We start from the raw sequence: 24,887 nt of genomic DNA on the forward strand, positions 1-24,887 counted from the left end.
GCTAGGTCTCGGCATCGCCGCGAGAGACCCGACCATGACCGCATCGACCGAGACCCCCGCGACCGGCCCGTTATCCGACATCAAGGTGGTCGAACTCGGCTCCTTCATCGCCGGTCCCTATTGCGGCCAGCTCCTCGCCGACATGGGCGCCGATGTCGTGAAGTTCGAGGATCCCGGCAAGGGCGACCCGATGCGGCAATGGGGCTTTGCCAAGAAGGACGGCGCCTCGGTCTGGTGGCCTGTGATCGGCCGCAACAAGAAGAGCGTCACCATCGACCTGCGCAAGGCCGGCGGGCAGGACATCCTGCGCCGGCTGCTGACGGAGGCCGACGTCCTGCTGGAGAATTTCCGGCCGGGCACCCTGGAGAAATGGGGCCTCACCGTCGAGGCCCTGCAGGCGCTCAATCCGAAGCTGATCATCGCCCGGGTCTCGGGCTACGGCCAGTACGGCCCCTATGCCGAGAAGGCGGGATTTGCTGCCGTCGCCGAGGCGATGGGCGGGATGCGCACCATCAACGGCTATCCCGACCGGCTGCCGACCCGGACCGGCCTGTCGATCGGCGACACGCTGGCCGGCATCTATACCGCCTTCGGCGTGCTGGCAGCGCTGCACCAGCGCAGCCGCGACGGCCGGGGACAGGTGATCGATGTCGGCCTGACCGACGCGATCCTCGCCGCGATCGAGGGGATCGTGGCGGAATATTCGGTGACGGGCCATGTGCGCGGCCGCACCGGCCTGACCTCGCCGGGCTTCGCGCCGTCGAACATCTATCCGACGCTGGACGGCCACCACATCGTCATCGGCGCCAATGCCGACACGATCTGCCGGCGGCTCTTCGCCGTCATGGGCATGGACTTCCTCATGGAGGACCCGCGCTTTTCAACCCACGGCGCCCGCGGCCAGCCGGACAACCAGGCCGAGATCGACCGCATCATCGCCGACTGGACGCGCACCAAGCCGCGCGACACATTGCTGCAGCTGCTCGACGGCGCCTCGGTGCCGGCCGGCGGCGTGAACGACGCCGCGGCGGTCGCCGCCGATCCGCATTTCCGTGCCCGCGACATGATCGTCGAGGTCGACGCGCCCGGTCTCGGCCGCATGCTGATGCAGGGCATCGTGCCGAAACTGACCCGCACGCCCGGCGCCATCCGCTGGACCGGGGCAAAGCTGGGCGAGCATACGGACGCGGTGCTGACGGCCGCGGGCTATTCGCAGGACGCGATCGCGGCCATGCGGAAGGGTGGGGTGCTCTAGGAAACAGGTCGAAGGGCACCGTTCGAAGCTCGCCTTTAAGGCCCGCTCGTCTCACCCCGTTACCGATCCGAATTGACTTCCCGCCACGCCCCGCGTGAGATCGGCCGATGAGCCCCGATCTCGACGCCCTGTTCATGGACCGCACCGTCGCCCTGTCGCGCGAGCATATGCAGGCCGGCCATGGCGGCCCCTTCGGCGCCGTGGTGGTGATGGACGGCCAGGTGGTGGCCGAGGGCTGGAACCAGGTCACGTCGACCAACGATCCCACCGCCCATGCCGAGGTCGTCGCCATCCGCCGTGCCTGCACGGCGCTGGGCCGCTTCGACCTCCGGGGCGCGACCCTCTATTCGAGCTGCGAGCCCTGCCCCATGTGCCTCGCCGCAGCGCTCTGGGCGCGCGTCGACCGCATCGTATACGGCAATACGCGCCAGGACGCCGCCGCCATCGGCTTCGACGACGCGCCCTTCTATGCGGAGATGTCGCGCGCACCCGCCATCACCATGGCACAGATGGAGCATCGCCCCTCGGCCGCGGCGGCCAGCGTCTTCGGCGAATGGGCCGCCAAGCCCGACAAGGTCGCCTATTGATGGCGGCGCTGCTGGAGGCATCGGGTATCGTCAGGCGCTTCGGCGCGCTTGTCGCCAATGACCATGTCGACCTCGTGGTGGCCCCAGCCGAGATCCACGCCCTGCTGGGCGAGAACGGCGCCGGCAAGTCGACACTGGTGAAGATCCTCTACGGCCTGCTGCAACCCTTGGAAGGCACCCTCAGCTGGGAGGGCCGGCCGGTCACCATCGCCAGCCCGGCGGAGGCGCGCCGCCTCGGCATCGGCATGGTCTTCCAGCATTTCTCGCTGTTTGATGCCCTGACCGTGGCGGAGAACGTCGCCCTGTCGCTGCCGGCTTCGACCCCCATGGCGACGATCGAGGCGGAGGTGGCGCAGCTCTCCCGCGCCTATGGCCTGCCGCTGGAGCCGCGGCGCGAGGTCTGGCGCCTGTCGGTGGGCGAACGCCAGCGCATCGAGATCGTGCGGGCCCTGCTGCAGAACCCGAAGCTCCTGATCCTCGACGAGCCAACCTCGGTCCTGACACCGCAGGAAGCCGACCAGCTCTTCGTCACGCTGGAGGCGCTGAAGGCCGAGGGCCGCAGCATCCTCTACATCTCGCACAAGCTCGACGAGGTGCGCCGGCTTTGCGACCGCGCCACCGTGCTGCGCCTCGGCAAGGTCGTGGCGACCGCTGATCCGCGCGCCGAGACGGCGGCGAGCCTCGCCCGCCTGATGGTCGGCACGGAGGTCAAAGAGGCGCGCGCCACGGCCCATGCGACCGGCGCCGAGCGGCTGGTGGTGCAAGGCCTGTCGCTGCCGGCGACCGACATCCACGGCACGGCGCTGAAGGACGTCGCGCTGACGGTGCGCGCCGGCGAGATCGTCGGGATCGCCGGGATCGCCGGCAACGGCCAGGACGAGTTCTTCGCCGCCCTGTCGGGCGAGGTGACGGGCGACCCCGGGACGATCAGCCTCGATGGCCGGCCGATCGGGTCGCTCGGCATCAATGCCCGCCGCCGGCTCGGCGCCGCCTTCGTGCCGGAGGAGCGGCTCGGTCATGCCGCAGCGCCCGGCTTCACGCTCGCCGACAATGCGCTCCTCTCCGGCCATGCCACCAACGGCTTCGTCCGGCGCGGCCTGATCGACCGTAGCGCAGTGACCGCCTGGTTCCGCCGGGTGGTCAGCGCCTTCGACGTCAGGACCAGCGGGCCGAACCCGGAGGCGCGCGCCTTGTCCGGTGGCAATCTGCAGAAATTCGTCGTCGGCCGCGAGATCCTGCGCGAACCCCAGCTGTTCGTCGTCGCGCAGCCCACCTGGGGCGTCGATGCGGCGGCGGCGGCCACGATCCGCCAGGCGCTGCTGGACCTCGCGGCGCGCGGCGCCGCAGTCCTCGTCATCAGCCAGGATCTCGACGAACTCTTCGCCCTCGCCGACCGGCTGGCGGTCATCTCGGAGGGCCGCCTGTCCGAGGCGCGTCCGACTCCCTCGCTCGACCGCGAGACGGTGGGCCTGATGATGGGTGGCATTCACGGGGTGGCGGCATGAGGCTGATCCTCGAACGCCGCGACGACCGTCCCGCCTGGCTCGCGCTGGCCTCGCCGCTCGTCGCTGTGACCCTCACCCTGATCGCCGGGGCCGTGCTCTTCGCCCTGCTCGGCAAGGACCCGCTCGCCGCCCTGAAGGTGTTCTTCGTCGACCCGCTGAGCGACGGCTGGGCGCTGCAGGAACTGGCCGTGAAGGCGACGCCGCTGATCCTCATCGCCGTCGGCCTGACCCTCTGCTACCGCTCCAACACCTGGAATATCGGCGCCGAGGGCCAGTTGGTCATGGGCGCGGTCTTCGGGTCCTGGCTGGCGCTCGCCACCCACGGGTCGGCGAACGGACCCTGGGTCCTGCCGGCCATGCTCCTCCTCGGTATTCTCGGCGGCATGGCCTGGGCGCTGATCCCGGCGCTCCTGAAGGCGCGGCTCGGCGTCAACGAGATCCTGACCAGCCTCATGCTGGTCTATGTCGCCGAACTCCTGCTCGACTATCTGGTGCGCGGCCGCTGGCGCGATCCGCAGGGGTTCAACTTCCCGCAATCGGTGAGTTTCGAGCCGGAAGCGACCATGCCCATCCTGTTCGGCGCCGGGCGCCTGCATGTCGGCTTCGCCATCGCGGTCGTCGTGGCGCTCATCGCCGCGCTGCTGATGGCGCGCAGCCTCAAGGGCTTCGAGATCCGCCTCGCTGGCGAGGCACCGCGCGCCGCCCGTTTCGCCGGCTTCGACACGGCGCGGACGACGCTCCTGGTCTTTGCCGTCTCGGGGGGCCTCGCCGGCCTTGCCGGCATCATCGAGGTGGCCGGGCCGCTCGGCCAGCTCCAGCCCTCGATCTCGCCCGGCTACGGCTTCACCGCCATCATCGTCGCCTTCCTCGGCCGACTGAACCCGATCGGCGCGCTGATCGCCGGGCTGTTCCTGGCGCTCACCTTCATCGGCGGCGAGAATGCCCAGATCGCCATGCGCATCCCCCTCGACGTGACGCGCGTCTTTCAGGGTCTGCTGCTCTTCTTCGTGCTCGGCTGCGACACGTTCCTTCTCTACCGGCTGCGCCGGGTCCCCAGCGTGAGGGCCGCCTGATGGGCATGACGGAAGCGATCCTGCTGACCATCATCACCGCGGCAACACCGCTGCTGATCGCCGCACTCGGCGAACTGGTGGTCGAACGGTCGGGCGTCCTCAATCTCGGCGTCGAGGGCATGATGATCGTCGGGGCCGCCACCGGTTTCGCGGCGGCAATCCTGACCGGCTCGACCGTCATCGGCATCCTCGCGGGGATCGGCGCCGGCATGATCCTCGCCGCGATCTTCGCCGCCCTGGCGCTGGGTCTGGCGGCCAACCAGGTGGCGACGGGCCTGGCGCTGACCATCCTCGGCCTCGGCGCCTCGGGGCTGATCGGCAGCGCCTTCGTCGGCGCCCGGCGCGACGCCCTTGCCAAGATCGACCTGCCCTGGCTCACCGACCTGCCGGTGGTGGGCAAGGTTCTCTTCGGGCAGGACCCGCTCGTCTATGTGTCGGCGCTCCTCGCCGTCGGGGTCTGGTGGTTCCTGTGGAAGACCCGGGCAGGCCTCGTGCTCCGGGCGGTGGGGGAAAGCCATGGCGCGGCCCATGCGCTCGGCTACTCGGTGCTGAAGATCCGCTTCCTGGCGGTGCTGTTCGGCGGTGGCTGCGCCGGCCTTGCAGGGGCCTATCTGTCACTCGCCTACACGCCCTTCTGGTCGCCCGGCATGACGGCGGGGCGCGGCTGGATCGCTCTGGCGATCGTCGTCTTCGCCTCCTGGCTGCCGCTGAGGGCGGTGATTGGCGCCTATCTCTTCGGTGGCGTCACGGTGCTGCAGCTCCATGCCCAGGCGCGCGGCTGGGGCATTCCGAGCCAGGCCATGTCGGCGCTTCCCTATCTGGCGACGATCCTGGTGCTCGTCCTCATCAGCGTGCGGCGGCGCGGCGATGCGCAGGCGCCGGCATCCCTCGGCACACCCTTCGTCCCCGACCGGTGAGGGCCGCGCCGTCACCGGCTCCCACAGGCGCGACACCGGCGCTGTCCCTGTCGACGATTCGGCGCGATTTCAATGGCTTGCATCTTCGCTGACGCCGGCGCAGGACGCAGGCGCAGCATGGCTCCGGCTGCTGGTCGCATTGACTTGTCCCAAGGCAGACCTTACCCGTTGTGACCATAAGAAGACGGCTTCGGGGTGCTGCCCTTCGGCGGCGCAGGATCGAACAGACAATCGGAGGAGCCCCATGGCTCTGCGCATTTCCGGCAAGAATCTCGACATCGGCGATGCCCTGCGAGAGAGGATCGCGGGGCGAGTCGGAGAAGCGGCGCAGCGTTATCTCGACGGGCGGGTGACGGGCCATGTGACCGTCGAAAAGGAAGCCCACGGCTTTCGCACGATCGCAGCCCTGCATCTTCCCACAGGCACGTCGCTCCAGGCCGAGGCCTTCGCTGCGGATGCCTATGCCGCCTGCGATCTGGGCGTGGAGCGGATCGAGAAGCGGCTGAGGCGCTATGCGCGCCGGCTCAAGGACCGGACCGGCCACCAGGCCCATCCGATCGCCATGGAGATGCCCTATGTCGTCATCGAGGCGCCCAAGGAGGCACCCGAGGACGAGTCGGAAGGGCCCTTCGAACCCGTCATCATCGCCGAGCAGACCTCGTCGATGCGGCGGATGACCGTGGCGGATGCAGTGATCGAACTCGATCTGACGGGGGCCGCCGCGCTGGTCTTCCATCACGCTGTTCACGGTCGTGTGAATGTAGTTTACAGGCGACCGGACGGTCATGTCGGCTGGATCGACCCGCCGGCCGTGGCGAGCGGCTCCGCCTGAGCGCGTCATGGCACCGTCATTGCATGGAGATTAATGGCGGGCCTGACGAATCGGTCCGCACCTTATTCGAGAAGGCAGCCCATGCCGCTTCCAGACATCATTGCCGACGGCGCGATCATTCCCGCCCTGCGGGCGACGTCGAAGAAACATCTGCTCCAGGAGCTCGCGGAACGCGCGGCCACCCTGACGGGCCGGCCCGCCAAGGACATTTTCGACACGCTTGTCGAGCGCGAGAACCTCGGCTCGACGGGGGCGGGGAGCGGCATCGCGATTCCGCACGGCAAGCTGCCCAAGCTGGAGAGGGTGTTCGGCCTGTTCGCACGGCTTGAGCGTCCGGTGGATTTCGACGCGATCGACGGCCAGCCGGTCGACCTCGTGTTCACGCTGCTCGCCCCCGAAGGCGCCGGCGCGGACCACCTGAAGGCGCTGTCGCGCATCGCCCGGCTCACCCGCGATCCCGCCAATGTGCAGAAGCTGCGCAGCGCCCGCGATGAAGCGACGCTGCGCGCCCTTCTGGCGAGTTCCCCGGAAACCCACGCGGCGTGAAACGCCCCGCCATCGCCGCGGCCCTGCTCGCCGCCGGTTTCGCCCTCGCCGCAGCCCCCGCCGGCGCGTCGCCCCAGCGCGTCGTCTCCCTCAATCTGTGCGCCGACCAGCTCCTGCTGGCGCTCGCCGACCGCAGCCAGATCGCCGCCCTGTCGGCGCTCGCCCGCGACCCCGTCGCTTCGGCGGCGGCCGAGGCGGCGCAAGGTCTCCCGCAGACGCGCGGCACGGCCGAGGAGGCGCTGGCGCTGGCGCCCGACCTCGTGCTTCTCGGCCCGCTCGACCGCCTCGGGACAGGGCGGGTACTGGCCGCACGGGGCCTTCGTGTCGAAAGGCTCGCCCTCCCCGCCTCTCTCGCCGAGGCCCAGGCGCTGGTGCGCCGGACGGCGGCGCTGCTCGGCCATCCCGAACGGGGCGAGGCCCTGGCACGGCAGATGGACCTGCCCCCGCCGCAGGACGGGCGGACGCCCTCGGCGCTGCCCTATGAGCGGCGCGGCTATGCCGCGGGTCCGCAGTCCGTTCTCGGTGAACTGATCGCACGGGCGGGCTTCCGCCATGCCGGACCTGGCACCGGTCTCGGCGGGTTCGTCAGCCTCGAGACGGTGGTGGCACGCCGCCCCGATGTTCTGATCGTCGGGTCAGGGACAATTGGTGCCGCAGACCAGGGCGCGGCCCTCCTGGCCCATCCGGCTCTCGTCCGCGTCTATCCCGCAGAGCGGCGGATCGTCGTGCCGGATGCCCTGACCGTCTGCCCGGGACCGGGCTTCCTTGCCGCCATCGCGCGGCTCCGGCAGGCCCGCGAGACCCTGTCACCCTGACGGCGGGCATGGTCACGCCGCAATTGGCCGCCAGCATCCGCAGCACTCTCGACTTGCCCGCGGCGCCGGCCGCGATAAAGTCCTCCGGGGACGCATCGCCCTTATCCGATGCCAGAGCGGAGCCAGCGTGTCCGACCGGATTGCCTTCGACGAATGCCTGCAGCTCGTGCTGAAGCTCGACGCCATGAAGCCGGCCAAGGGCCAGCCCAAGCGGCTCGACGCGCTGTTCCGCGACCTCGCGCGGTTCAAGCCGCACCTGCCGGCCTATGAACTGCAGGACCTCATCTGGGCGATCTGGACCAATCACGAGGACGGCTATGCCGACGAGGCGATGGAACAGGCGATCAATGCCATCGCGGTGAAGGATTACGACGTCGCCCAGCTCGTGCTCGATGCGCTGGTCGATGCGCGGCCGGAATGGTCCGAGGCCTGGAACAAGCGGGCCACGCTCAATTTCATCCGTGGCGACGACGCCTATGCGGTGCGCGACGTGATGGAGGCGCTGCGGCGCGAACCCCGCCATTTCGGTGCGCTGTCCGGCTTCGCCCAGATCTGCCTGCGCCATGGCCGCGAGATGGAGGCCCTCATCGCCTTCGAAGCGGCGCTGGCGGTGAACCCGCATCTCGAGGGCGTGGCGGCGCTGGTCGCCGAGATGCACGCCAATGGCGGGCGCGTCCTGCACTGAGACAGCTGCCTCACGGCCGGGGAAGCGGCTAGACCTCGGGTCCCTCCGGCCGGCGCGTGCTGATCCCGTGTTTCTCCTCTCCCTCATCCTGAAGGCTGCGACGACGGCGATCATCGTCGTCACCGCCTCGCTCGTCGCCGAGCGCTCCCGGCCCTTCGTCGCCGCCCTGGTGCTGGCGCTGCCGGTTTCGACCGGGCCGGCCTATGTGCTGCTGGCGCTCGATCACGACGCCGCCTTCATCGCCGATGCGGCCTTGTCGAGCCTCGCGGGCAATGTCGCCATCGTCCCGGCGGCACTCGCCTATGCCGTCCTCGCCCGCCGCGGCGCCGGCCTTGTCCCTGCCTATGCCGGCATGCTGGCCGCCTGGCTGGCCGCAGCGCTGGCGGTGAAGGCCTTCGACTGGACCATCGTCTCGGCGCTGGTGCTCAATCTGGTCGTCTTTGCCGGCGCGGGGGCGATCACCTGGTCGTGGCGGGGCGGCGAGAAGCCGCCGGCCATGCGGCGGCGCTGGTACGACGTGCCGCTGCGCGCGGCGATCGTCGTCACGGTGGTGGTCGGCATCATCCTCGTCTCCGAGCGCGTCGGGCCGGCGGCGACGGGCATAGCGGCGCTGTTCCCGGCGAGCTTTTCCAGCTTCATCCTGCTAATGCATCGGCGCCTCGGCGGTCCGGCGGTCGCCGCCGCCTTCATCAACGGCATGACCATGATCTTCGGCTTCACCGGCTACCTGCTGGTGATGCATCTCTTCGCGCTGCGCGGCGAGGTCTGGGCCGGCATGGCGATCGGCCTCGCCATTCCGCTCGCCTGGTCGGCGCTGCTGCTGGTGTTCAACCGGGTCAGGGCACCCTGATCCGCCGCGCCTTCAGCGCATAGAGCGCCTCGTGCGCCTCGCGCGGCGTCATGTCGTCGGGGTCCATGCCATCGAGCAGATCGAGGACCGGATCGGGCGCAGGGGCCGCCACCGGCCGCGGCGCCGCCGCGAAGAGGGGCAGATCGTCCACCATGCGTCGGGCCGGCGCCGACCGGTCGGTTGCCTCCAGTTCCGCCAGCACCTGCCGCGCCCGTTCGACCACGGCGGCGGGAAGGCCGGCGAGCTTGGCCACCTGGATGCCGTAGGAGCGGTCGGCGGCTCCCTCGGTGACCTCGTGCAGGAAGATCACGTCGCCGCGCCATTCCTTCACCCGCATGGTGGCGTTGGAGAGGCGGTCGAGCCGGTGCGACAGCACGGTGAGCTCGTGGAAATGCGTGGCGAAGAGCGCCCGGCAGCGGTTCGTCTCGTGCAGATGTTCCACCGCCGCCCAGGCGATGGAGAGGCCGTCGAAGGTCGCCGTGCCGCGGCCGATCTCGTCGAGGATGACGAGGGCGCGCGGCCCCGACTGGTTGAGGATCGCCGCCGTCTCGACCATCTCGACCATGAAGGTGGACCGGCCGCGGGCGAGGTCGTCGGCCGCGCCGACGCGCGAGAACAGCCGGTCGACGATGCCGATATGGGCGGAGGCCGCAGGCACGAAGGCGCCGGCCTGGGCGAGCACGGCGACGAGGGCGTTCTGCCTGAGGAAGGTCGACTTGCCCGCCATGTTGGGGCCGGTGACGAGCCAGATGCGGCCGCGCGGCTCTTGGCCCCTGGCCTCGCTGCCCGAGAGGTCGCAGTCATTGGCAACGAAGGGCGCACGGCCGCGGATTGCCTGTTCCACCACGGGATGGCGCGCCTGTTTCACCGCGAAGGCGAGGGAATGGTCCACCAGCGGCCGGCACCAGGCCTCTTCCGCCGCCAGCGTGGCATTGGCGGCGGCGACGTCGAGCACGGCGATGGCCGCCGCTGCGGCGCGGATCGCCTCGGACCTGTCGAGCACGGCGCGGGCGAGATCAGCGAAGATGTCGAGTTCGATGCCAAGTGCCCGGTCGGCAGCACCCGCTATCTTCGCCTCCAACTGGCCAAGCTCGGTGGTCGAGAAGCGCATCGCGCCGGCCATGGTTTGACGGTGGATGAAGGTCTCGTTGAGCGGCGCCTTCAGGAAGGTCTCGCCGTGCTGCTGCGCCACCTCGACGAAATAGCCGAGAACGTTGTTGTGCTTGACCTTGAGGGCGCGGATGCCGGTCTCCTCGGCGTAGCGGGTCTGCAGCGAGGCGATGACGCGGCGGCTCTCGTCGCGCAGGGCCCGTGTCTCGTCGAGGCCTGCCCGGAACCCCGGGCGGACGAAGCCGCCGTCACGCTTGAGGAGCGGCAGGTCGTCGGCCAGCGCCGCCGCGAGATGGGCGGCCAGCGCCCCGTCCGGGCGGGCGAGGCCTTCGGCGGCAAAAGCGAGTTCGCCGGCGGAGGCACCGGCGAGGAGATCGGCGAGGCTCGCCGCGGCGACAAGGCCCTGGCCGATGGCGGCGAGATCGCGCGGACCGCCGCGCTCCATGGCGATGCGGGTCAGGGCGCGGGCCATATCCGGTGCGTTATGCAGGCGGGAGCGGATCTCGGCGCGCAGCGCAGGCGCCTGGACGAGCCCGCCCACCGCATCGAGCCGGGCGTCGATGGCGACGGGGTCGGTCAGGGGGCTGGCGAGGCGGGCCGCGAGCAGGCGGGCGCCGGCCGCCGTCACGGTCCGGTCGATGGCAGCGAGCAGCGAGCCCTGACGCTCGCCGGCGAGGGTGCGGACGAGCTCGAGATTGGCGCGCGTCGCCGCGTCGATGAGCATGGCGGCGCCGGCCGGCTCGCGCACCGGCGGGGAGAGCGGCGCGCGCGTGGCGATCTGGGTGCGCTCGACATAGGTGGCGACCGCCGCAGCCGCCGACAGTTCGAGCCGCGAGAAGGCGCCGAATCCGTCAAGCGTGCCGACGCCGAAATAGGCGGCGAGCCGACGCTCGGCGCTCGCCCCGTCGAAGAGGTCGCGCGGCGCCGGGGAGACCGCCTTGAAGCCGCGCCAGAAATCGGCGAGGGCGGGATCGGCGTGGAGCGCGTCGGAGATGACGATCTCGCGCGGGTCGACCCGGGCGATGTCGGCACCGAGGCGACCGCCATCGGTCTCAGCGACGCGGAACTCGCCGGTGGAGATGTCGACCCAGGCAAGGCCGAAGCCCTCGCCGCTGCCGACCGAGGCTGTACGGGCGCGGGCGACCGCCAGGAGGTAGTTGCTGCGGCGCGGCTCGAGCAGCGAATCCTCGGTCAGCGTACCCGGCGTGACAAGGCGGACGACGTCGCGCTTCACCACCGATTTGGAGCCGCGCTTCCTGGCTTCCGCCGGGTCCTCGACCTGTTCGCAGACCGCCACCTTGAAGCCGAGCTGGATGAGCCGCTGGAGATAGTCGTCGGCGGCGTGGATGGGCACGCCGGCCATGGGGATGTCCTCGCCGAGATGCTTGCCGCGCTTGGTCAGCGCAATGCCGAGGGCCCGCGAGGCGGCCACCGCATCATCGAAGAACAGCTCGTAGAAGTCGCCCATCCGGTAGAACAGGAGCGAATCCGGGTTCGCCGCCTTGATCTCGATATACTGCTCCATCAGCGGCGTGACGCGGCTGTCCGGCTCGGCGGGCGGGGTCGGCGCAGGCTGATGGTCAGGAGCGTCGGGCATCGGCGGCGACGCTCGCAGGTGGGGCCTTCGGATTCAACCGCCGCGGCGCAAAGCCCACAGGCTTTGGGGCAGCCGAGGCCGACACGTGCCGCGCAAGGGCCTCTCACCCTTGATGGCCCCTCACCCTCGGCTCACAGGACGCGCGCGAGGTCCGCCTGGACCGACTGCAACCGCGGCAGGAATTCCCGGACCAGAGCCGCGGGAGGGAAGCGAGCCGCCTGGGTGCCGATATTGATGGCGGCGAGGACACGGCCGGCCCGGTCGGCGACCGGCACGGCGATGGAGGTGAGGCCGATCTCCAGTTCTTGGTCGATGACCGCATGGCCCTCGGCGCGGGCACGGGCAAGCCGCGCCATGATCGCCTCGACGCCGGTGACGGTGCGGGCGGTCAGCGCCCGCCGGTCAGCGGCCTCGACCAGGGCCCGCGCCTCTGCCTCAGGCAGGGCCGCGAGCAGGACACGGCCCATCGAGGTGCAATAGGCCGGCAACCGCGCCCCGACGGCAAGGCCGACCGACATGATGCGCTTGGTGGCGGCGCGGGCGACATAGACGATCTCGCCGCCGTCAAGGATGGAGGCGGAAGAACTCTCGCCGATCGTCTCGCTCAGCCGCTCCAGCGCGCTCTGCAGGACAGCGGTGAGCGGGGTGGCGGCAAGATAGGCATAGCCGAGCTTGAGGACGCGGGGCGTCAGGGTGAAGAAGCGCCCGTCGGTTTCGGCATAGCCGATGCGGACGAGGGTGATCAGGCAGCGGCGGGCGGTGGCCCGCGTCAGGCCGGTCATCCGCGCCACGTCGGCGATGGTCAGGCGCGGATGGGTGCCGTCGAAACAGGCGATGCAGGCCAGGCCCTTCTCGAGGCCGAGCATGTGATCGCGGTCGATCTGGCGAAACGGGACGGCCGGCGGGTCCGAGGAAGGCACGAGGGCTCACATGACTGTGCGGTCACCGCACAGTGTCGCGCCTTCCTGCGATGCCGGCAATGGCCGCGCCCCATTTTCCTCCGCAGCGCGATGTGCCATTTCAGGGCCGATCGTCACCCCCCGCAGCAGGCCCTTCATGTCCCTCCGCCTCCTCGTCGTCGAAGGCAATACGGCCACCGACCGCGCCCGCCATGCCGGCAGCCGCGGCGCGACGCCGTCACAAGCCTATGCCGAGGTGCTGCGCGACCTCGCGCCGGACGCCGTGATCGACATTGCCTTCCCGGCCGATCGCGGCGCCAACCTGCCGGATTCCGGCGGGCTCGCCGGTTATGATGGCGTGGCGCTGACCGGGTCCTCCCTGAACCTCTACGACATGACGCCGGAGATCCGCGCCCAGGTCGATCTGGCCCGCGAGGTCCTGGCCTCGGGCACGCCGGTCTTCGGCTCGTGCTGGGGATTGCAGGTGCTGACGACGGCGGCCGGCGGGGTCGTCAGGCGCAATCCGAAGGGCCGCGAAATGGGCTTCGCCCGCAAGATCGTGCCGACGGAAGCCGGCCGCAGCCATCCGATGCTGGCGGGCCGGCCCGCCGCTTTCGACGCGCCGGCGGTCCACCAGGACGAGGTGGAGACCATGGCGCCGGGGACGGTGCTGCTCGCCTCCAACGGCATGAGCGAGGTGCAGGCGGTGGAGATCCGCGTCGGCCAGGCGGTGGCCTGGGCCGTGCAGTATCACCCGGAGTTCTCGCTGGCGGAGGTCGCCGCGATCGGCAGGGCGATCGGCCCGCGGCTGACGGAAGAGGGCTTCTTCGAGGACGACGCGGCCGTGGCCCGGTGGAGCGCGGATCTCGTCGCCCTTGATGCCGACCCTGCCAACCGGACCATTGCCTGGCGCCACGGCCTCGACGGCGAACTGCTCGATGCGGGCCGGCGCCGGACTGAAATCGCCAACTGGCTCGCCGCGCAGGTCCGGCCGACGAAAAGCCGGCGCGGGCGGGGCTGACGGGTCACGCGTCCATCTTCAGGGCGGCGATGAAGGCTTCCTGCGGGATGTCGACCTTGCCGAACTGGCGCATCTTCTTCTTGCCCTCCTTCTGCTTGTCGAGAAGCTTGCGCTTTCGGGAGATGTCGCCGCCGTAGCACTTGGCGGTGACGTCCTTGCGCAGGGCCGAGATGGTCTCGCGGGCGATGACCTTGGCGCCGATCGAGGCCTGGATCGGGATCTTGAAGAGATGCTGCGGGATGAGATCCTTCAGCTTCTCGCACATGGCGCGGCCGCGACTCTCGGCGCGGTTCCTGTGGACCAGCATGGAGAGGGCATCGACCGGCTCGCCATTGACCAGGATCGACATCTTCACGAGGTCGCCCTCGCGGTAGTCGGTGATCTGGTAGTCGAAGGAGGCATAGCCCTTCGAGATCGACTTCAGCCGGTCGTAGAAGTCGAAGACCACCTCGTTGAGCGGCAGGTCGTAGGTGACCATGGCGCGCGAGCCGACATAGGTCAGGTCGATCTGGACGCCGCGGCGGTCCTGGCAGAGCTTCAGCACCGAGCCGAGATAATCGTCCGGCGTCATGATCTTGGCGCGGATCCACGGCTCCGAGATGATCTCGATCTTCATCGGATCGGGCATGTCGGCGGGGTTGTGCAGTTCGAGCAGCGTGCCGTCGCGCTGCATGATCTGGTAGACGACCGAGGGGGCGGTGGCGATCAGGTCGAGATTGAACTCGCGCTCCAGCCGCTCCTGGATGATCTCCAGGTGCAGGAGGCCGAGGAAGCCGCAGCGGAAGCCGAAGCCCAGCGCCGCCGAGCTCTCCATCTCGAAGGAGAAGCTGGCGTCGTTGAGCCGGAGACGGCCCATGGCGGCGCGCAGGTCCTCGAAATCGGCGGCGTCCTGCGGGAAAAGGCCGCAGAACACCACCGGCTGCGCCGGCTTGAACCCGGGCAGGGCCTTTTCGGTCGGCTTCTTGTCGTCGGTGATCGTGTCGCCGACGCGCGTGTCCGCGACCTCCTTGATCGAGGCGGTGATGAAGCCGACCTCGCCGGGGCCGAGATCGCTGACGTCCTTCATCTTCGGGGTGAAGACGCCGATCTTGTCGATGTCATAGACCGCGTCGGTGCCCATCATCTTGATGCGCTGATGCTTCTTCATGACGCCGTCGATGATGCGGACCAGCACGACGACGCCGAGATAGGGGTCGTACCAACTGTCGACCAGCATGGCCTTCAGCGGCGCGGCGCGGTCTCCCTTCGGTGGCGGCAGGCGGGTGACGATGGCCTCCAGCACGCCCTCGATATTGATGCCGGTCTTGGCGGAGACCTCGATGGCTTCGGAGGCGTCGAGGCCGATGACGTCCTCGATCTGCTGCTTGACGCGCTCCGGCTCGGCGGCCGGCAGGTCGATCTTGTTGAGGACGGGCACGATCTCGTGGCCGGCATCGAGCGCCTGGTAGACATTGGCGAGGGTCTGCGCCTCGACGCCCTGCGAGGCGTCGACGACGAGGATGGAGCCCTCGCAGGCGGCGAGCGAGCGCGACACCTCATAGGCGAAGTCGACGTGGCCGGGCGTGTCCATCAGATTGAGGACATAGGTCTTGCCGTCCTTGGCCGGATAGTCGAGGCGCACGGTCTGCGCCTTGATGGTGATGCCGCGTTCCTTCTCGATATCCATGTTGTCGAGGACCTGTTCGGTCATCTCGCGCGCGGTAAGGCCTCCCGTCACCTGGATGAGGCGGTCAGCGAGGGTTGATTTCCCGTGGTCGATATGGGCCACGATCGAGAAGTTGCGGATCAGGTCGAGCGGCGTGTCGGTCATGGTCCGCACATAGCAGCGAAGCGGCCGGTTTGGAAGGATTGCGACACTAACGTTCGCCTGATGGGACAGCTATGCCGCCGATACCGGCGGCGACCGGCGGCAGCGGTCTCGGCCGGGCGCTGCGCAGGAACCGCATCAGCGGCTTTTCGACGATCAGGTGCACGCCGATCCCGACCGCGACGGCAGCCGTTCCGATCGCGAGTGCCAGGACCGGCTGATCGAGAGCCGGGCCGGTCGCCCAGCCGGCCCGGCGGCTGGCGAACGAGAGGACCGATATGGCGATGCCGTGGCTCAGATAGACGGCATAGGAGGCATCGCCGAGAAGCAGCGGGAAGGGGTGCGCGCCGATCCGGCGGGCATCGTCGAGGATTACGGCGCCGGTGACGAGGGCAAGCGCCGGCAGGCCCCACCAGAAGATGCGCGGCCAGCCTTCGGGCGCGCCCGCGAAGCCGGCTGCGGCAATGAAGCCGATGACGCCGAACCCGACCAGCAGCTGGCCCGATGCGGCAGGGAGCCTGCCGCCGGCCTGACGCCAGGTCCCGAAGAGATAACCGGCGAGAAACTCGAGGAGCAGCGGGCTGGTGAAGGAGATGCCCATCGGGCCCTGCGGCTCCAGGATCGCTCCGATCGCCACCAGGGAGAGCAGGACGACCGAGAGGATGACCGCCTGGTGGCGGCGCGACACGAGCATGGCGGCGAGGACGAGGAGGTAGAACAGCGCCTCGAACCACAGGGTCCAGCCCTGATAAAGGAAGGGAAACCGGTCGGCGGTGCCCGGAACGACGGTCGGGATCAGCAGGAACGAGCTGACGATCCAGCCTGTATCGAGGGGCAGCCGCGGCAGAAGGTCGGGCGCCAGCAGTTTGGTCGCGACCAGAAGCGCCGTGAACAGCCAGTAGAGCGGCAGGATGCGCGCGACCCGGTCATAGGCGAAGATGACCGGCCGAACCGGCTTCACGGCCGTGACCATGGCGATCACCAGACCGCTGATGACGAAAAACACGTCGACGCCCGCCGACCCGACGACCGCGACATCGCCGAACACGTGATAGGCGACGACCATCAATGCGGCGGCCGCCCGGAGATACTGGATCGATGCGAGGCGGTCGTTCGGTGTCATGCGGTCCCGTCGGTCGGCTGTTGTGCCGCAGATGCGCTTGCCTAAGGTCATTCCGGCACAGGCCTGCGCCGAAAGGAGCCAGACGGGAGGCGCCATCCCGCCGGCGCCGTTTCAACCGCAAGGACCGCGCCAGAGCCGGCCGGCGCGCCCATCACGACCCGAGCTGCTTGCCAAGCCCGAGCGCCGGGTGCGACATAGCGCCTGTTGCGGTGCAGAGAGAGGCCCCGATGACCCGCAAACGCGAAGCCTATCAATCCGGCCACACGCCGAAATTCATGGTCGTGATCGACGATTCGCAGGAATGCGACCGCGCCATCGTCTTCGCCGCGCGCCGGGCGTCCCGCACCGGCCACAGGCTCCAGATGCTGGCCGTGGTGGAACCGCGAATCGGCGACGGCCAGGCGCTGTTCGGCGTCGCCGACGTCATGCGCGCGGAAGCCCATGCCGATGCCCGCGCCAAGCTCGATGCGGCCGCCGACCGCGCCATGAAGCTCGTCGGCGTCGAGCCCGAACTGGTGGTGCGTGAGGGTACGCTGGCCGAGGCGATCCTCGCCCAGATCGAGGACGACCCGGACATCTCGATCCTGGTTCTCGCCGCCAGCGCCGGCAAGGACGGGCCGGGACCCCTGGTCTCCAGCCTCGCCCGCACGGCGGGGTCCTATCCGATCCCCGTCGCCATCGTGCCCGGCCAGCTTTCCGACGACGAGATCGCGGCGCTGGCCTGAGCCGGCCTCACCAGGTCAGTTCGGCGATGGCGACTCGGTTCTCAGCGACGCCCCAGGCGCGCAGGGCAATCCGCTCCTCGTTGAACAGGCCGACGATCGTCCGCCCGATCTCCGCAGCGGGCAGCCGGAGGACGGTGGCGGAATCGGTGGCCACGCCCTTGGTCACGTCTGCGGGTTCCTTGCCGTCGAGGAGGACGACGTCGCGGGGAATGCCGAAATAGCCACGCGGCCGCGTCATCTGCACGACGGCGCCGGCGGCCCGGTCGGCCTCCGACAGGGGGCGCGCCGGGCGCAGATGCACCACCTCCGAGGACCGGAGGAAGGGCGAACGGTAGATGTGCGTTAGCGGATGGCCGGGCACGGCGAGGACGAATTCCAGCGGATCGGAAGGGCCGGCGACGAGCGCGCCCCAGGCGCCGTCCGGTCCCGTGGTCTGCTTCAGGAGGACCTCGCCCTGTCGCGCGCCGGTCACCGGATCAACGCGATGGACTTCGATGGTCGCACCCTCAACCGGGCGATTGCTGGGTACGCCGCCGGCATTGCCGGTGACGAGACCGGAAAGACGGACGCGTGGTTCCGGCGCCACCGCCAGCATCGCGGGCTCGCGACCGGCGATGAAACGATAGATCTCGCGGAAGGCGCGTGGGTGAAAGGCCACCTCGCGGTGGTCGAGCTGGCCGAGCACGATATTGGTCGCGCCGCGGAGCGCCGGGCCCTCGGCGGTGATGCCCGTCGCCACCCCCGACCGCCCGATGAGTCGTCCGTCGGGCTGCGCGAACTTGTCGTTGCCGTCGCTCCGCAGGGTGAGGAAGGCCGTGCCGGGCACAACGTCGCTGTCGCGGCGGTTGAGCATGGTGAGGAAGGGACCGCGGCCGTTGAACTCGCTGCCGGGGCTGGCCTCCCAGTCGAACACGCCACGGTTCGGCGTGCCGCACAGCACGGCATGGCTGACGCGGGCGGCACCGCCGGATTCGACGACGTAGTTGCGCACCGCATTGCCGCCGCGCGAACTGGCGACGAGGGCGATGCGGTGCGCCCCGGTGCGGGCACAGAGGGCCTCGACCGCCGCGGCGAGCTCGCGCAGCTGGTCCGCGGTGCCCGAACGGCCCGGCTGGGCCGCAGCGTCGTCGCTGCGGGACAGGGGATCGGTGAAGTTGAAGGCGTGCAACCGGTCGCGCGGCCAGCCATTGGTCTCGAAACGCCAGAGCGTCGTCATCCACAGCGCCGCATGATCGCCGTTGCCATGGACGAAGAGGATGGGGACAGGCGGGGCAGACTGGGCGCGCAGGGGGCCGGTGGTGGCGAGAGCCAGGGCGGATCCGCCCAGCAGGATGGTCCGGCGTGTCGGCATGGATGGTCTCCCGATCCGGCGATGCGCGGCAGCCGGCCCGTCCGGCCGCGGGTCTTTGCGGTTGACGGCAGGCCCTAGCATCGCCACATGCTGTTTGGAAGAATTCGCTTGAATCATTCCAGTCCGCTCGGCCTTGAACCGGAGCGCGTGGAGACACCCATGTTCATCCAGACGGAAGCGACCCCCAACCCGGCGACCCTGAAGTTCCTGCCTGGCCGCACCGTGCTCCCCGAGGGCACGCTCCACATGCCCAATGCGGAGGCGGCGCGCCAGTCGCCGCTGGCCGAGAAGCTCTTCGCCATCGACGGCATCGCCGGCGTCTTCTTCGGCAATGACTTCATCACCGTGACCAAGGGCGCGGCCGAATGGCCGCACCTGAAGCCCGCCATCCTCGGCGCCATCATGGAACATTTCATGTCGGGTCAGCCGCTGGTGCGCAGCGATGCCTCGCTCGCTCCGGGCGGGGACGAGGAGTTCTTCGACCCGGCCGATGCCGGCACGGTCGAGACGATCAAGGAACTCCTGGAGACGCGGGTGCGCCCGGCGGTCGCCGCCGATGGCGGCGACATCACGTTCCGCGGCTTCAAGGACGGCATCGTTTATCTCGCCATGCAGGGCTCCTGCGCCGGCTGCCCGTCCTCCACCGCGACGCTGAAGCACGGCATCCAGAACCTGATGCGCCACTTCCTTCCCGACGTGCGGGAAGTCCAGTCCATCTGACGCGGGCGATCCGCCGCCAGGCTCTTTCCGCTCCGCCTTGGACGGTGTAGCACCGGCAGATGCTCGTTCTTGCCCTCGACACGGCGCTCGGCGCCTGTTCGGCCGCCGTCCTCGACACCACGTCGGGGCAGCTGCTTGCCGTACGGTCAGAGCCCATGGAGCGCGGCCATGCGGAACGGCTGATCCCGCTCGCCGCCGAGACCTGCGCGCAGGCCGGCATCGCACCCGGCGCCTGCCGGCGGTTCGTCGCGACGACCGGGCCCGGCAGTTTCACCGGCCTGAGGGTCGCCGTCGCCGCGGCGCGGGCCATGGCGCTCGCGACGGGGGGCGAGTCCGTCGGCCTGTCGACCCTCGCCGTGCTGGCGGAACCCTATCTCGCGGCGGCGGAGCCCCTGGCCGTGCTCGTCGCCATCGATGCGCGCCACGGCCATGTCTATGCCGCGCTCACCGCCGCCGACCGGTCGCAGATCCTGCCCCCCGCCTATGTTCCGGTCGCCGAGGCGGCCCGGCGCGCGGCCGCCATGCCGGTGGCCATCGTCGGCCCGGGCGCCGAGGCCATCCTCGCCGCCTGGCCGGAGGGCGCCTCCGCCCCGGTGATCCTCGACGGACGGGCGGCGCCTGATATCGGCCTCCTCGCCCGCCTCGGCGCCACTGTCGCGGCCGCGACGGCGCCCTGCAAGCCGCTTTACCTGAAGGCGGTGGACGCCAAGCCGCAGGCGTCGCCGCCGGCGATCAGCGGGCCCATGACATGACCCTGATCTCCGATCTGGTGTTCTGGTGGCCGCGGCCGGACCCTGTCGTCGGGCGGGCGACGACGGCCGATTGTGACGATCTCGCCGCCATCCATGCCGCCTCCTTCCATCGCGGCTGGGGGGCGGAGGACCTCGCCGCCATGCTGACGGAGGCCTCCGTTATCGCCCATGTCATCCGCCGCCGGCCGGCGGCGTCCCCCGCAGGCTTCATCCTCAGCCGCATCGCCGGTGACGAGGCGGAAATCCTCACCGTTGCCGTCGCGCCGCGGCTGCGCGGCCGGGGCTATGCCGGCCGGCTGATCGCTGCCCATCTGCCGGATCTGATGCGGGCCGGAGTGCGCACGCTTTTCCTCGAAGTCGAGGCGGAGAACGCAGCCGCCCTGAAGCTCTATGCCCGCACCGGGTTCGAGCCTGTCGGCCGGCGGAAGGCCTATTATCGGACGGCGCAGGGGGCGGCGGATGCCCTGACGATGCGGCGGCTGCTGCCCGCCATCTGACGCCGAAGCACGCCGGGAGGCCGGAAAATTCCCGCTGCCGTTCCCGTTCTGGACTCTTAGACCGCGAGTCTCCGCAAGGTTAGATTGATCGTGATTCGCGCCGCGGGCGGCACTGGCGCGGATCCCTCATCCCGCACCCGTGCCGCATCGTGGACGTAAGGATACGAGATGCCGGGCCTGCCAAGGGTCGACGACGCATCCTGCCGGGAGAGCGCGCCGCAGCCGAAGCCGGCATCGCGGGCCATCCGGCTCGCCCCGGCGACCGCGGCCGCCCTGCTGGCCAGCACGGCGCTCGTCGCCGCGAACGAAGCCTCTCCCATGCTGTCGCGCCTCGTCGGCGCTATCCCGGCCCATGAATGGGCGGCCTTCGGGCTCAATGTCGGCGTCGTGGTCTTCGGCGTCGTTACCGCCATCGGCCTCCTGCGGACCCGCGCGAACGCCGCCGCGGCAGCCCGCCAGTCGCGCCGGGAAATCAACGAGTTGCGCCTTGCCCTCGATCGCAACGCCGAGCTGCTGACGCTCGATCCGCATGTGGTCGTCGTCTGGGGTGGCGATCGCGACGAGCCGGAGATCGCCGGTGACGTGGCGCTCGTCACCGATCTGCCGGTGGCGCGACGCGTGCTGGCCTTCGGCACCTGGCTGCCGGCCGAGAAGGCCGCGGAGCTGGAGCGGGCGGTTGATGCGCTGCGGCTGTCGGGAACGCCGTTCCGCCTTGACGTTGTCAGCCAGGCCGGCCGGCCGATCGAGGCCGAGGGCCGCCCCATCGGCGGGCGTGCCGTGCTGCGGCTGCGCCTCGTCGCCGGCGTGCGCGAGGAGCTGATCCAGCTTCGGGCGAGCCATGACGCCCTGGTGCGCGAAACCGCGACGATCCGCTCCTTTCTCGGTGCGCTCGCCCTGCCGGTCTGGCTGCGCGATGCGGAAGGCCGCATCACCTGGGTCAACACCGCCTATGCCGCGGCCACCGATGCCGCCGACGGCCAGCGCGCCGTGGCCGCGGGGGTCGAACTGCTCGACCCCGCCGACCGCCACGAGGCGGCGCGCCACCGCTCCGCGCGCAAGCCCTTCGCGCGCCGGGTCGCGGCGGTCGCCGCCGGCCAGCGGCGCATCTTCGACATCATCGAGACGCCGGCCGGGGCCGGCTCGGCCGGGATCGCCGTCGACGTCACCGATCTCGAGACCGTCCGTTCCGAACTCTCGGTGGAGATGGAGACGCACAAGCGCACCCTCGACCAGCTGGCGACGGCGGTGGCGATCTTCGACGCTGGCAAGCGCCTGGTCTTCAACAACGAGGCCTTCCGCCAGCTCTGGGACCTCGAGCCCGCCTTTCTCCACCAGGCGCCGACCGATGGCGACATCCTCGACCGGCTGCGCGAGCGGCGGCTCCTGCCGGAACAGTCCAACTACCGCGAGTGGAAGAAGACGCTGCACTGGGTCTACGAGGCGGTGGATACCGAGCCGCGCATCCTCGAATGGCCGCTCCCCGACGGGCGGTTCCTGCGCGTCGTCCAGAACCCGGATCCGGCCGGCGGCGTCACCTATGTCTTCGAGGACCTGACCCAGCGGCTGCAGCTGGAGACCCAGGTCCAGGCCCTCGGCCGGGTCCAGCGCGAGACCATCGACAATCTCGACGAGGCCGTGGCGGTGTTCGGATCGGATGCCCGCCTGTCGCTGTCAAACCGCGCCTTCGCCACCCTGTGGGAGTTCGACCCGAAGGTCCTCGACGGCCGGCCGAAGATCGACCAGGTCGCCGGCCTCTGCATGCCCTATGTCCGTGACGGCGGCATCTGGGCGGAGGTGCGCGCGGCCGTCACCGCTCTCGCCGACGAGCGGCGCCAGCGTAGCTTCCGCATCGAGCGCACCGACGGCTCGGTGCTCGACACCGGCACCGCCCCCCTGCCGGGCGGCGCGACGCTGGTCACCTTCAGGAACGTCACCAACATGGTGATGGTCGAGCGGGCCCTGACCGAGCGCAACGAGGCGCTGGAATCGGCGGCCAAGCTGCGCAACGACTTCGTCCACCACGTTTCCTACCAGCTGCGCACGCCGCTCACGACGATCATCGGCTTCGCCCAGGTCCTCGACGACCCCTCCATCGGCCCGCTCAACGACAAGCAGCGGGAATATCTCGGCTATATCGGCGCCTCCTCAGCCTCGCTGCTGTCGATCATCAACGACGTGCTCGACCTCGCCACCATCGATGCCGGCGTGATGGAGCTCGAGCTCGGTGAGGTCGACATCCGTGCCACCATCCAGGCGGCGGTGGACGCGGTGCGCGACCGCATCACCGAGAGCCAGATCCGCATCGAGACGCGCATCACCAAGGATATCGGCACGTTCCGCGCCGATGCCCAGCGCGTCAGGCAGGTGCTGTTCAACCTCCTGTCCAACGCCATCGGCTTTTCCGATCGCGGCGGCCTCGTGGTGCTCGATGCGACACGCGAGGGCGAGGAGATCGTCTTCAAGGTGCGCGACCAGGGCGCCGGGATCGCCCCCGACATGGTCGGCCGCATGTTCGAGCGCTTCGAGACGCGGTCCACCGGCACCCGCCACCGCGGCGCCGGCCTTGGCCTCTCCATCGTCCAGAGCTTCGTCCAGCTGCATCGCGGCCGCATCGAGGTCGAGACCGCGCCGGGCAGCGGCACCCAGGTCAAGGTCACCTTCCCGGCCCATCTCGAGGATTTCTCCAAGGCCGCCGAATGACCGAACCCTTTCGTCACCACCGCATGCTCGCCAACGAGGCGGAGACGCGCGAACTCGCCATGGACCTTGCCATGGCCGCCCAGCCCCATGACGTGGTGACGCTGGAAGGCGATCTCGGTGCCGGCAAGTCGACCCTTGCCCGCGCCCTCATCCGCGCCATCGCCGAGGACGAGAAGCTGGAGGTGCCGAGCCCGACCTTCGCGCTGATCCAGCCCTATGACCTGAAGCGCCTGCCGGTCATCCATGCCGATCTCTACCGGGTGACCTCGCCCGACGAGATCGCCGAACTCGGCTGGGACGAGGCGGCCGAGGGCGCCCTGCTCATCGTCGAATGGCCGGACCGCCTGGGCGGCGCGCTCTCCGGCGACCGGCTGGAGATCGCCCTGGCGCTGGTCCCGGCCCGCGGGCCCAATGCCCGCAGCGCCACCCTGACGGGCCATGGCGCCTGGGCAGGGCGGCTGGCGCGGCTCGTCGCCCTGCGCGGTTTCCTCAACAATGCGGGCTGGGGCGGCTCGCTGCGCCGGCACCTGCAGGGGGACGCATCTTCGCGGTCCTACGAGCGGCTGCTCGACGGCCAGCGCCGCGCCGTGCTGATGAACGCGCCGAAGAAGCCGGACGGGCCGCCGGTGAAGAACGGGCTTCCCTACAGCCGCATCGCCCATCTCGCCGAGGACATGGTGCCCTTCGTCGCCATGGCCGAGGGCCTGCGCGACATCGGGCTCTCGGCGCCGGAGATCGAGGCTGTCGATCTCGACCAGGGATTCCTCATCATCGAGGATCTCGGCGGCGAAGGCGTCATCAGCGACGGAATGCCCATCACCGAGCGCTACATGGCTGCGGTGGACGTGCTGGCACTGATCCATGCGCGGCCGCGCCCCGCGACTCTGGCGACGCCGAAGGGCGCCTATGCGCTGCCGGCCTATGACAAGGAGGCGCTCAGCATCGAGGTGGAACTCCTCCTCGACTGGTACCTGCCGATGAAGGACGCGCGCATTCCGGCGAGCGAGAAATATGTCTTCCTGCAGCGCTGGGGCGATCTCTTCGCCGAGGTGGAGGCGGCGACGCGGACCTGGGTCCTGCGCGACTTCCATTCGCCGAACCTGATCTGGCTCTCCGGCCGCGAAGGGATCGAGAAGGTCGGCCTGATCGACTTCCAGGACGCGCTGATGGGCCCTGCCGCCTATGACGTCGCCTCGCTCCTGCAGGATGCGCGCATCACCGTGCCGGAGGAGCTCGAGCTGCAATTGCTGTCGCGCTATGCCGCGGCGCGCAGGGCGGTCGATCCCGGCTTCGACATGGCCGCCTTCGCCCGGCTCTATGCCATCATGGGGGCGCAGCGGGCGACCAAGATTCTCGGCATCTTCGCCCGCCTCGACAAGCGCGACGGCAAGCCGCAATACCTCGCCCATCTGCCGCGCATCTGGGCCTATCTGCAGCGCTGCCTCGCCCATCCGGCTCTCATTCAGGTGAAGCGCTGGGTCGACGACCGGGTGCCGCCGCCGTGAGCCCCATCGACACCG

The 24,887-nt window shown here is 69.9% G+C and carries 23 protein-coding genes; 17 read left to right on the forward strand and 6 right to left on the reverse strand.

What is annotated here, in order from left to right; genetic code table 11:
• The first annotated feature begins 34 nt into the window (after positions 1-34).
• From Q0C57_RS17575 to Q0C57_RS17620, 10 genes are all read left to right on the forward strand, one after another.
• Complete coding sequence (locus Q0C57_RS17575; protein ID WP_296578164.1) at positions 35-1,255, forward strand: CoA transferase; 1,221 nt, start codon at positions 35-37, stop codon at positions 1,253-1,255.
• Between the two features lie 107 nt (positions 1,256-1,362).
• Positions 1,363-1,842, forward strand: a complete 480-nt coding sequence (locus Q0C57_RS17580; protein ID WP_296578167.1) for a nucleoside deaminase — start codon at positions 1,363-1,365, stop codon at positions 1,840-1,842.
• Positions 1,842-3,347 (forward strand): ABC transporter ATP-binding protein, encoded by a 1,506-nt coding sequence (locus tag Q0C57_RS17585; protein WP_296578168.1) that lies wholly within the window; start codon positions 1,842-1,844, stop codon positions 3,345-3,347. Before Q0C57_RS17580 ends, Q0C57_RS17585 begins: the two co-directional genes overlap by 1 nt.
• Complete coding sequence (locus Q0C57_RS17590; RefSeq protein ID WP_296578171.1) at positions 3,344-4,420, forward strand: ABC transporter permease; 1,077 nt, start codon at positions 3,344-3,346, stop codon at positions 4,418-4,420. The genes Q0C57_RS17585 and Q0C57_RS17590 overlap by 4 nt, the downstream gene beginning before the upstream one ends.
• Complete coding sequence (locus Q0C57_RS17595) at positions 4,420-5,337, forward strand: ABC transporter permease (RefSeq protein WP_296578174.1); 918 nt, start codon at positions 4,420-4,422, stop codon at positions 5,335-5,337. The genes Q0C57_RS17590 and Q0C57_RS17595 overlap by 1 nt, the downstream gene beginning before the upstream one ends.
• A 244-nt stretch (positions 5,338-5,581) precedes the next feature.
• Positions 5,582-6,169, forward strand: a complete 588-nt coding sequence (gene raiA / locus Q0C57_RS17600; protein WP_296578176.1) for a ribosome-associated translation inhibitor RaiA — start codon at positions 5,582-5,584, stop codon at positions 6,167-6,169.
• Between the two features lie 81 nt (positions 6,170-6,250).
• Positions 6,251-6,715 (forward strand): PTS IIA-like nitrogen regulatory protein PtsN, encoded by a 465-nt coding sequence (gene ptsN / locus Q0C57_RS17605; RefSeq protein WP_296578178.1) that lies wholly within the window; start codon positions 6,251-6,253, stop codon positions 6,713-6,715.
• The gene (locus Q0C57_RS17610) at positions 6,712-7,530 is read left to right on the forward strand and encodes an ABC transporter substrate-binding protein (protein WP_296578181.1); all 819 of its coding nucleotides are present in this window, start codon (positions 6,712-6,714) and stop codon (positions 7,528-7,530) included. The genes ptsN and Q0C57_RS17610 overlap by 4 nt, the downstream gene beginning before the upstream one ends.
• A gap of 127 nt (positions 7,531-7,657) precedes the next feature.
• Entirely contained in the window at positions 7,658-8,215 is a 558-nt protein-coding gene (locus Q0C57_RS17615; RefSeq protein ID WP_296578183.1) for a hypothetical protein, read from the forward strand.
• Between the two features lie 67 nt (positions 8,216-8,282).
• Positions 8,283-9,065 (forward strand): hypothetical protein, encoded by a 783-nt coding sequence (locus Q0C57_RS17620; RefSeq protein ID WP_296578186.1) that lies wholly within the window; start codon positions 8,283-8,285, stop codon positions 9,063-9,065.
• Here the strand turns inward: Q0C57_RS17620 and mutS are convergent.
• From mutS to Q0C57_RS17635, 3 genes are all read right to left on the reverse strand, one after another.
• Entirely contained in the window at positions 9,052-11,772 is a 2,721-nt protein-coding gene (mutS, locus tag Q0C57_RS17625; RefSeq protein ID WP_296578188.1) for a DNA mismatch repair protein MutS, read from the reverse strand. The two genes, Q0C57_RS17620 and mutS, sit on opposite strands and share 14 nt — an antisense overlap.
• A gap of 131 nt (positions 11,773-11,903) precedes the next feature.
• Positions 11,904-12,692, reverse strand: coding sequence for an IclR family transcriptional regulator C-terminal domain-containing protein (locus Q0C57_RS17630; RefSeq protein WP_296578190.1), 789 nt, complete (start codon positions 12,690-12,692; stop codon positions 11,904-11,906).
• 6 nt (positions 12,693-12,698) lie between these two features.
• Positions 12,699-12,830 (reverse strand): hypothetical protein, encoded by a 132-nt coding sequence (locus Q0C57_RS17635; RefSeq protein ID WP_296578194.1) that lies wholly within the window; start codon positions 12,828-12,830, stop codon positions 12,699-12,701.
• Here Q0C57_RS17635 and Q0C57_RS17640 point away from each other — a divergent pair.
• Entirely contained in the window at positions 12,829-13,692 is an 864-nt protein-coding gene (locus Q0C57_RS17640) for a type 1 glutamine amidotransferase (RefSeq protein ID WP_296578197.1), read from the forward strand. The genes Q0C57_RS17635 and Q0C57_RS17640 overlap by 2 nt on opposite strands.
• 4 nt (positions 13,693-13,696) lie before the next feature.
• Here Q0C57_RS17640 and lepA read toward each other — a convergent pair whose 3' ends face one another.
• Positions 13,697-15,502: a translation elongation factor 4 gene (lepA, locus tag Q0C57_RS17645; RefSeq protein WP_296578200.1), complete on the reverse strand. Its 1,806-nt coding sequence runs from the start codon at positions 15,500-15,502 to the stop codon at positions 13,697-13,699.
• A gap of 46 nt (positions 15,503-15,548) precedes the next feature.
• Entirely contained in the window at positions 15,549-16,622 is a 1,074-nt protein-coding gene (locus Q0C57_RS17650) for an acyltransferase (RefSeq protein ID WP_296578203.1), read from the reverse strand.
• Between the two features lie 227 nt (positions 16,623-16,849).
• Between Q0C57_RS17650 and Q0C57_RS17655 the strand changes: the two genes are divergently transcribed.
• Positions 16,850-17,347 (forward strand): universal stress protein, encoded by a 498-nt coding sequence (locus Q0C57_RS17655; RefSeq protein ID WP_296578206.1) that lies wholly within the window; start codon positions 16,850-16,852, stop codon positions 17,345-17,347.
• A gap of 7 nt (positions 17,348-17,354) precedes the next feature.
• On the opposite strand, the gene Q0C57_RS17660 is transcribed toward Q0C57_RS17655, so the two are convergent.
• A complete protein-coding gene (locus Q0C57_RS17660; RefSeq protein WP_296578210.1) occupies positions 17,355-18,698 on the reverse strand; it encodes a hydrolase in 1,344 nt (447 codons plus the stop codon).
• Positions 18,699-18,857: 159 nt separating this feature from the next.
• Between Q0C57_RS17660 and Q0C57_RS17665 the strand changes: the two genes are divergently transcribed.
• The 5 genes from Q0C57_RS17665 (at position 18,858) to tsaE (ending at position 24,872) form a co-directional block, all read left to right on the forward strand.
• A complete protein-coding gene (locus Q0C57_RS17665; protein ID WP_296578214.1) occupies positions 18,858-19,418 on the forward strand; it encodes a NifU family protein in 561 nt (186 codons plus the stop codon).
• 59 nt (positions 19,419-19,477) lie between these two features.
• Positions 19,478-20,170, forward strand: a complete 693-nt coding sequence (gene tsaB, locus Q0C57_RS17670) for a tRNA (adenosine(37)-N6)-threonylcarbamoyltransferase complex dimerization subunit type 1 TsaB (protein ID WP_296578217.1) — start codon at positions 19,478-19,480, stop codon at positions 20,168-20,170.
• The gene (locus Q0C57_RS17675; protein ID WP_296578219.1) at positions 20,167-20,667 is read left to right on the forward strand and encodes a GNAT family N-acetyltransferase; all 501 of its coding nucleotides are present in this window, start codon (positions 20,167-20,169) and stop codon (positions 20,665-20,667) included. The genes tsaB and Q0C57_RS17675 overlap by 4 nt, the downstream gene beginning before the upstream one ends.
• Positions 20,668-20,835: 168 nt before the next feature.
• Positions 20,836-23,367, forward strand: a complete 2,532-nt coding sequence (locus Q0C57_RS17680) for a PAS domain-containing sensor histidine kinase (RefSeq protein ID WP_296578222.1) — start codon at positions 20,836-20,838, stop codon at positions 23,365-23,367.
• Positions 23,364-24,872, forward strand: coding sequence for a tRNA (adenosine(37)-N6)-threonylcarbamoyltransferase complex ATPase subunit type 1 TsaE (tsaE, locus tag Q0C57_RS17685; protein WP_296578225.1), 1,509 nt, complete (start codon positions 23,364-23,366; stop codon positions 24,870-24,872). The genes Q0C57_RS17680 and tsaE overlap by 4 nt, the downstream gene beginning before the upstream one ends.
• Positions 24,873-24,887 lie beyond the last annotated feature (15 nt).

Origin of the sequence: Phreatobacter sp. (assembly GCF_022843985.1) — a bacterium.
Classification (GTDB): domain Bacteria; phylum Pseudomonadota; class Alphaproteobacteria; order Rhizobiales; family Phreatobacteraceae; genus Phreatobacter.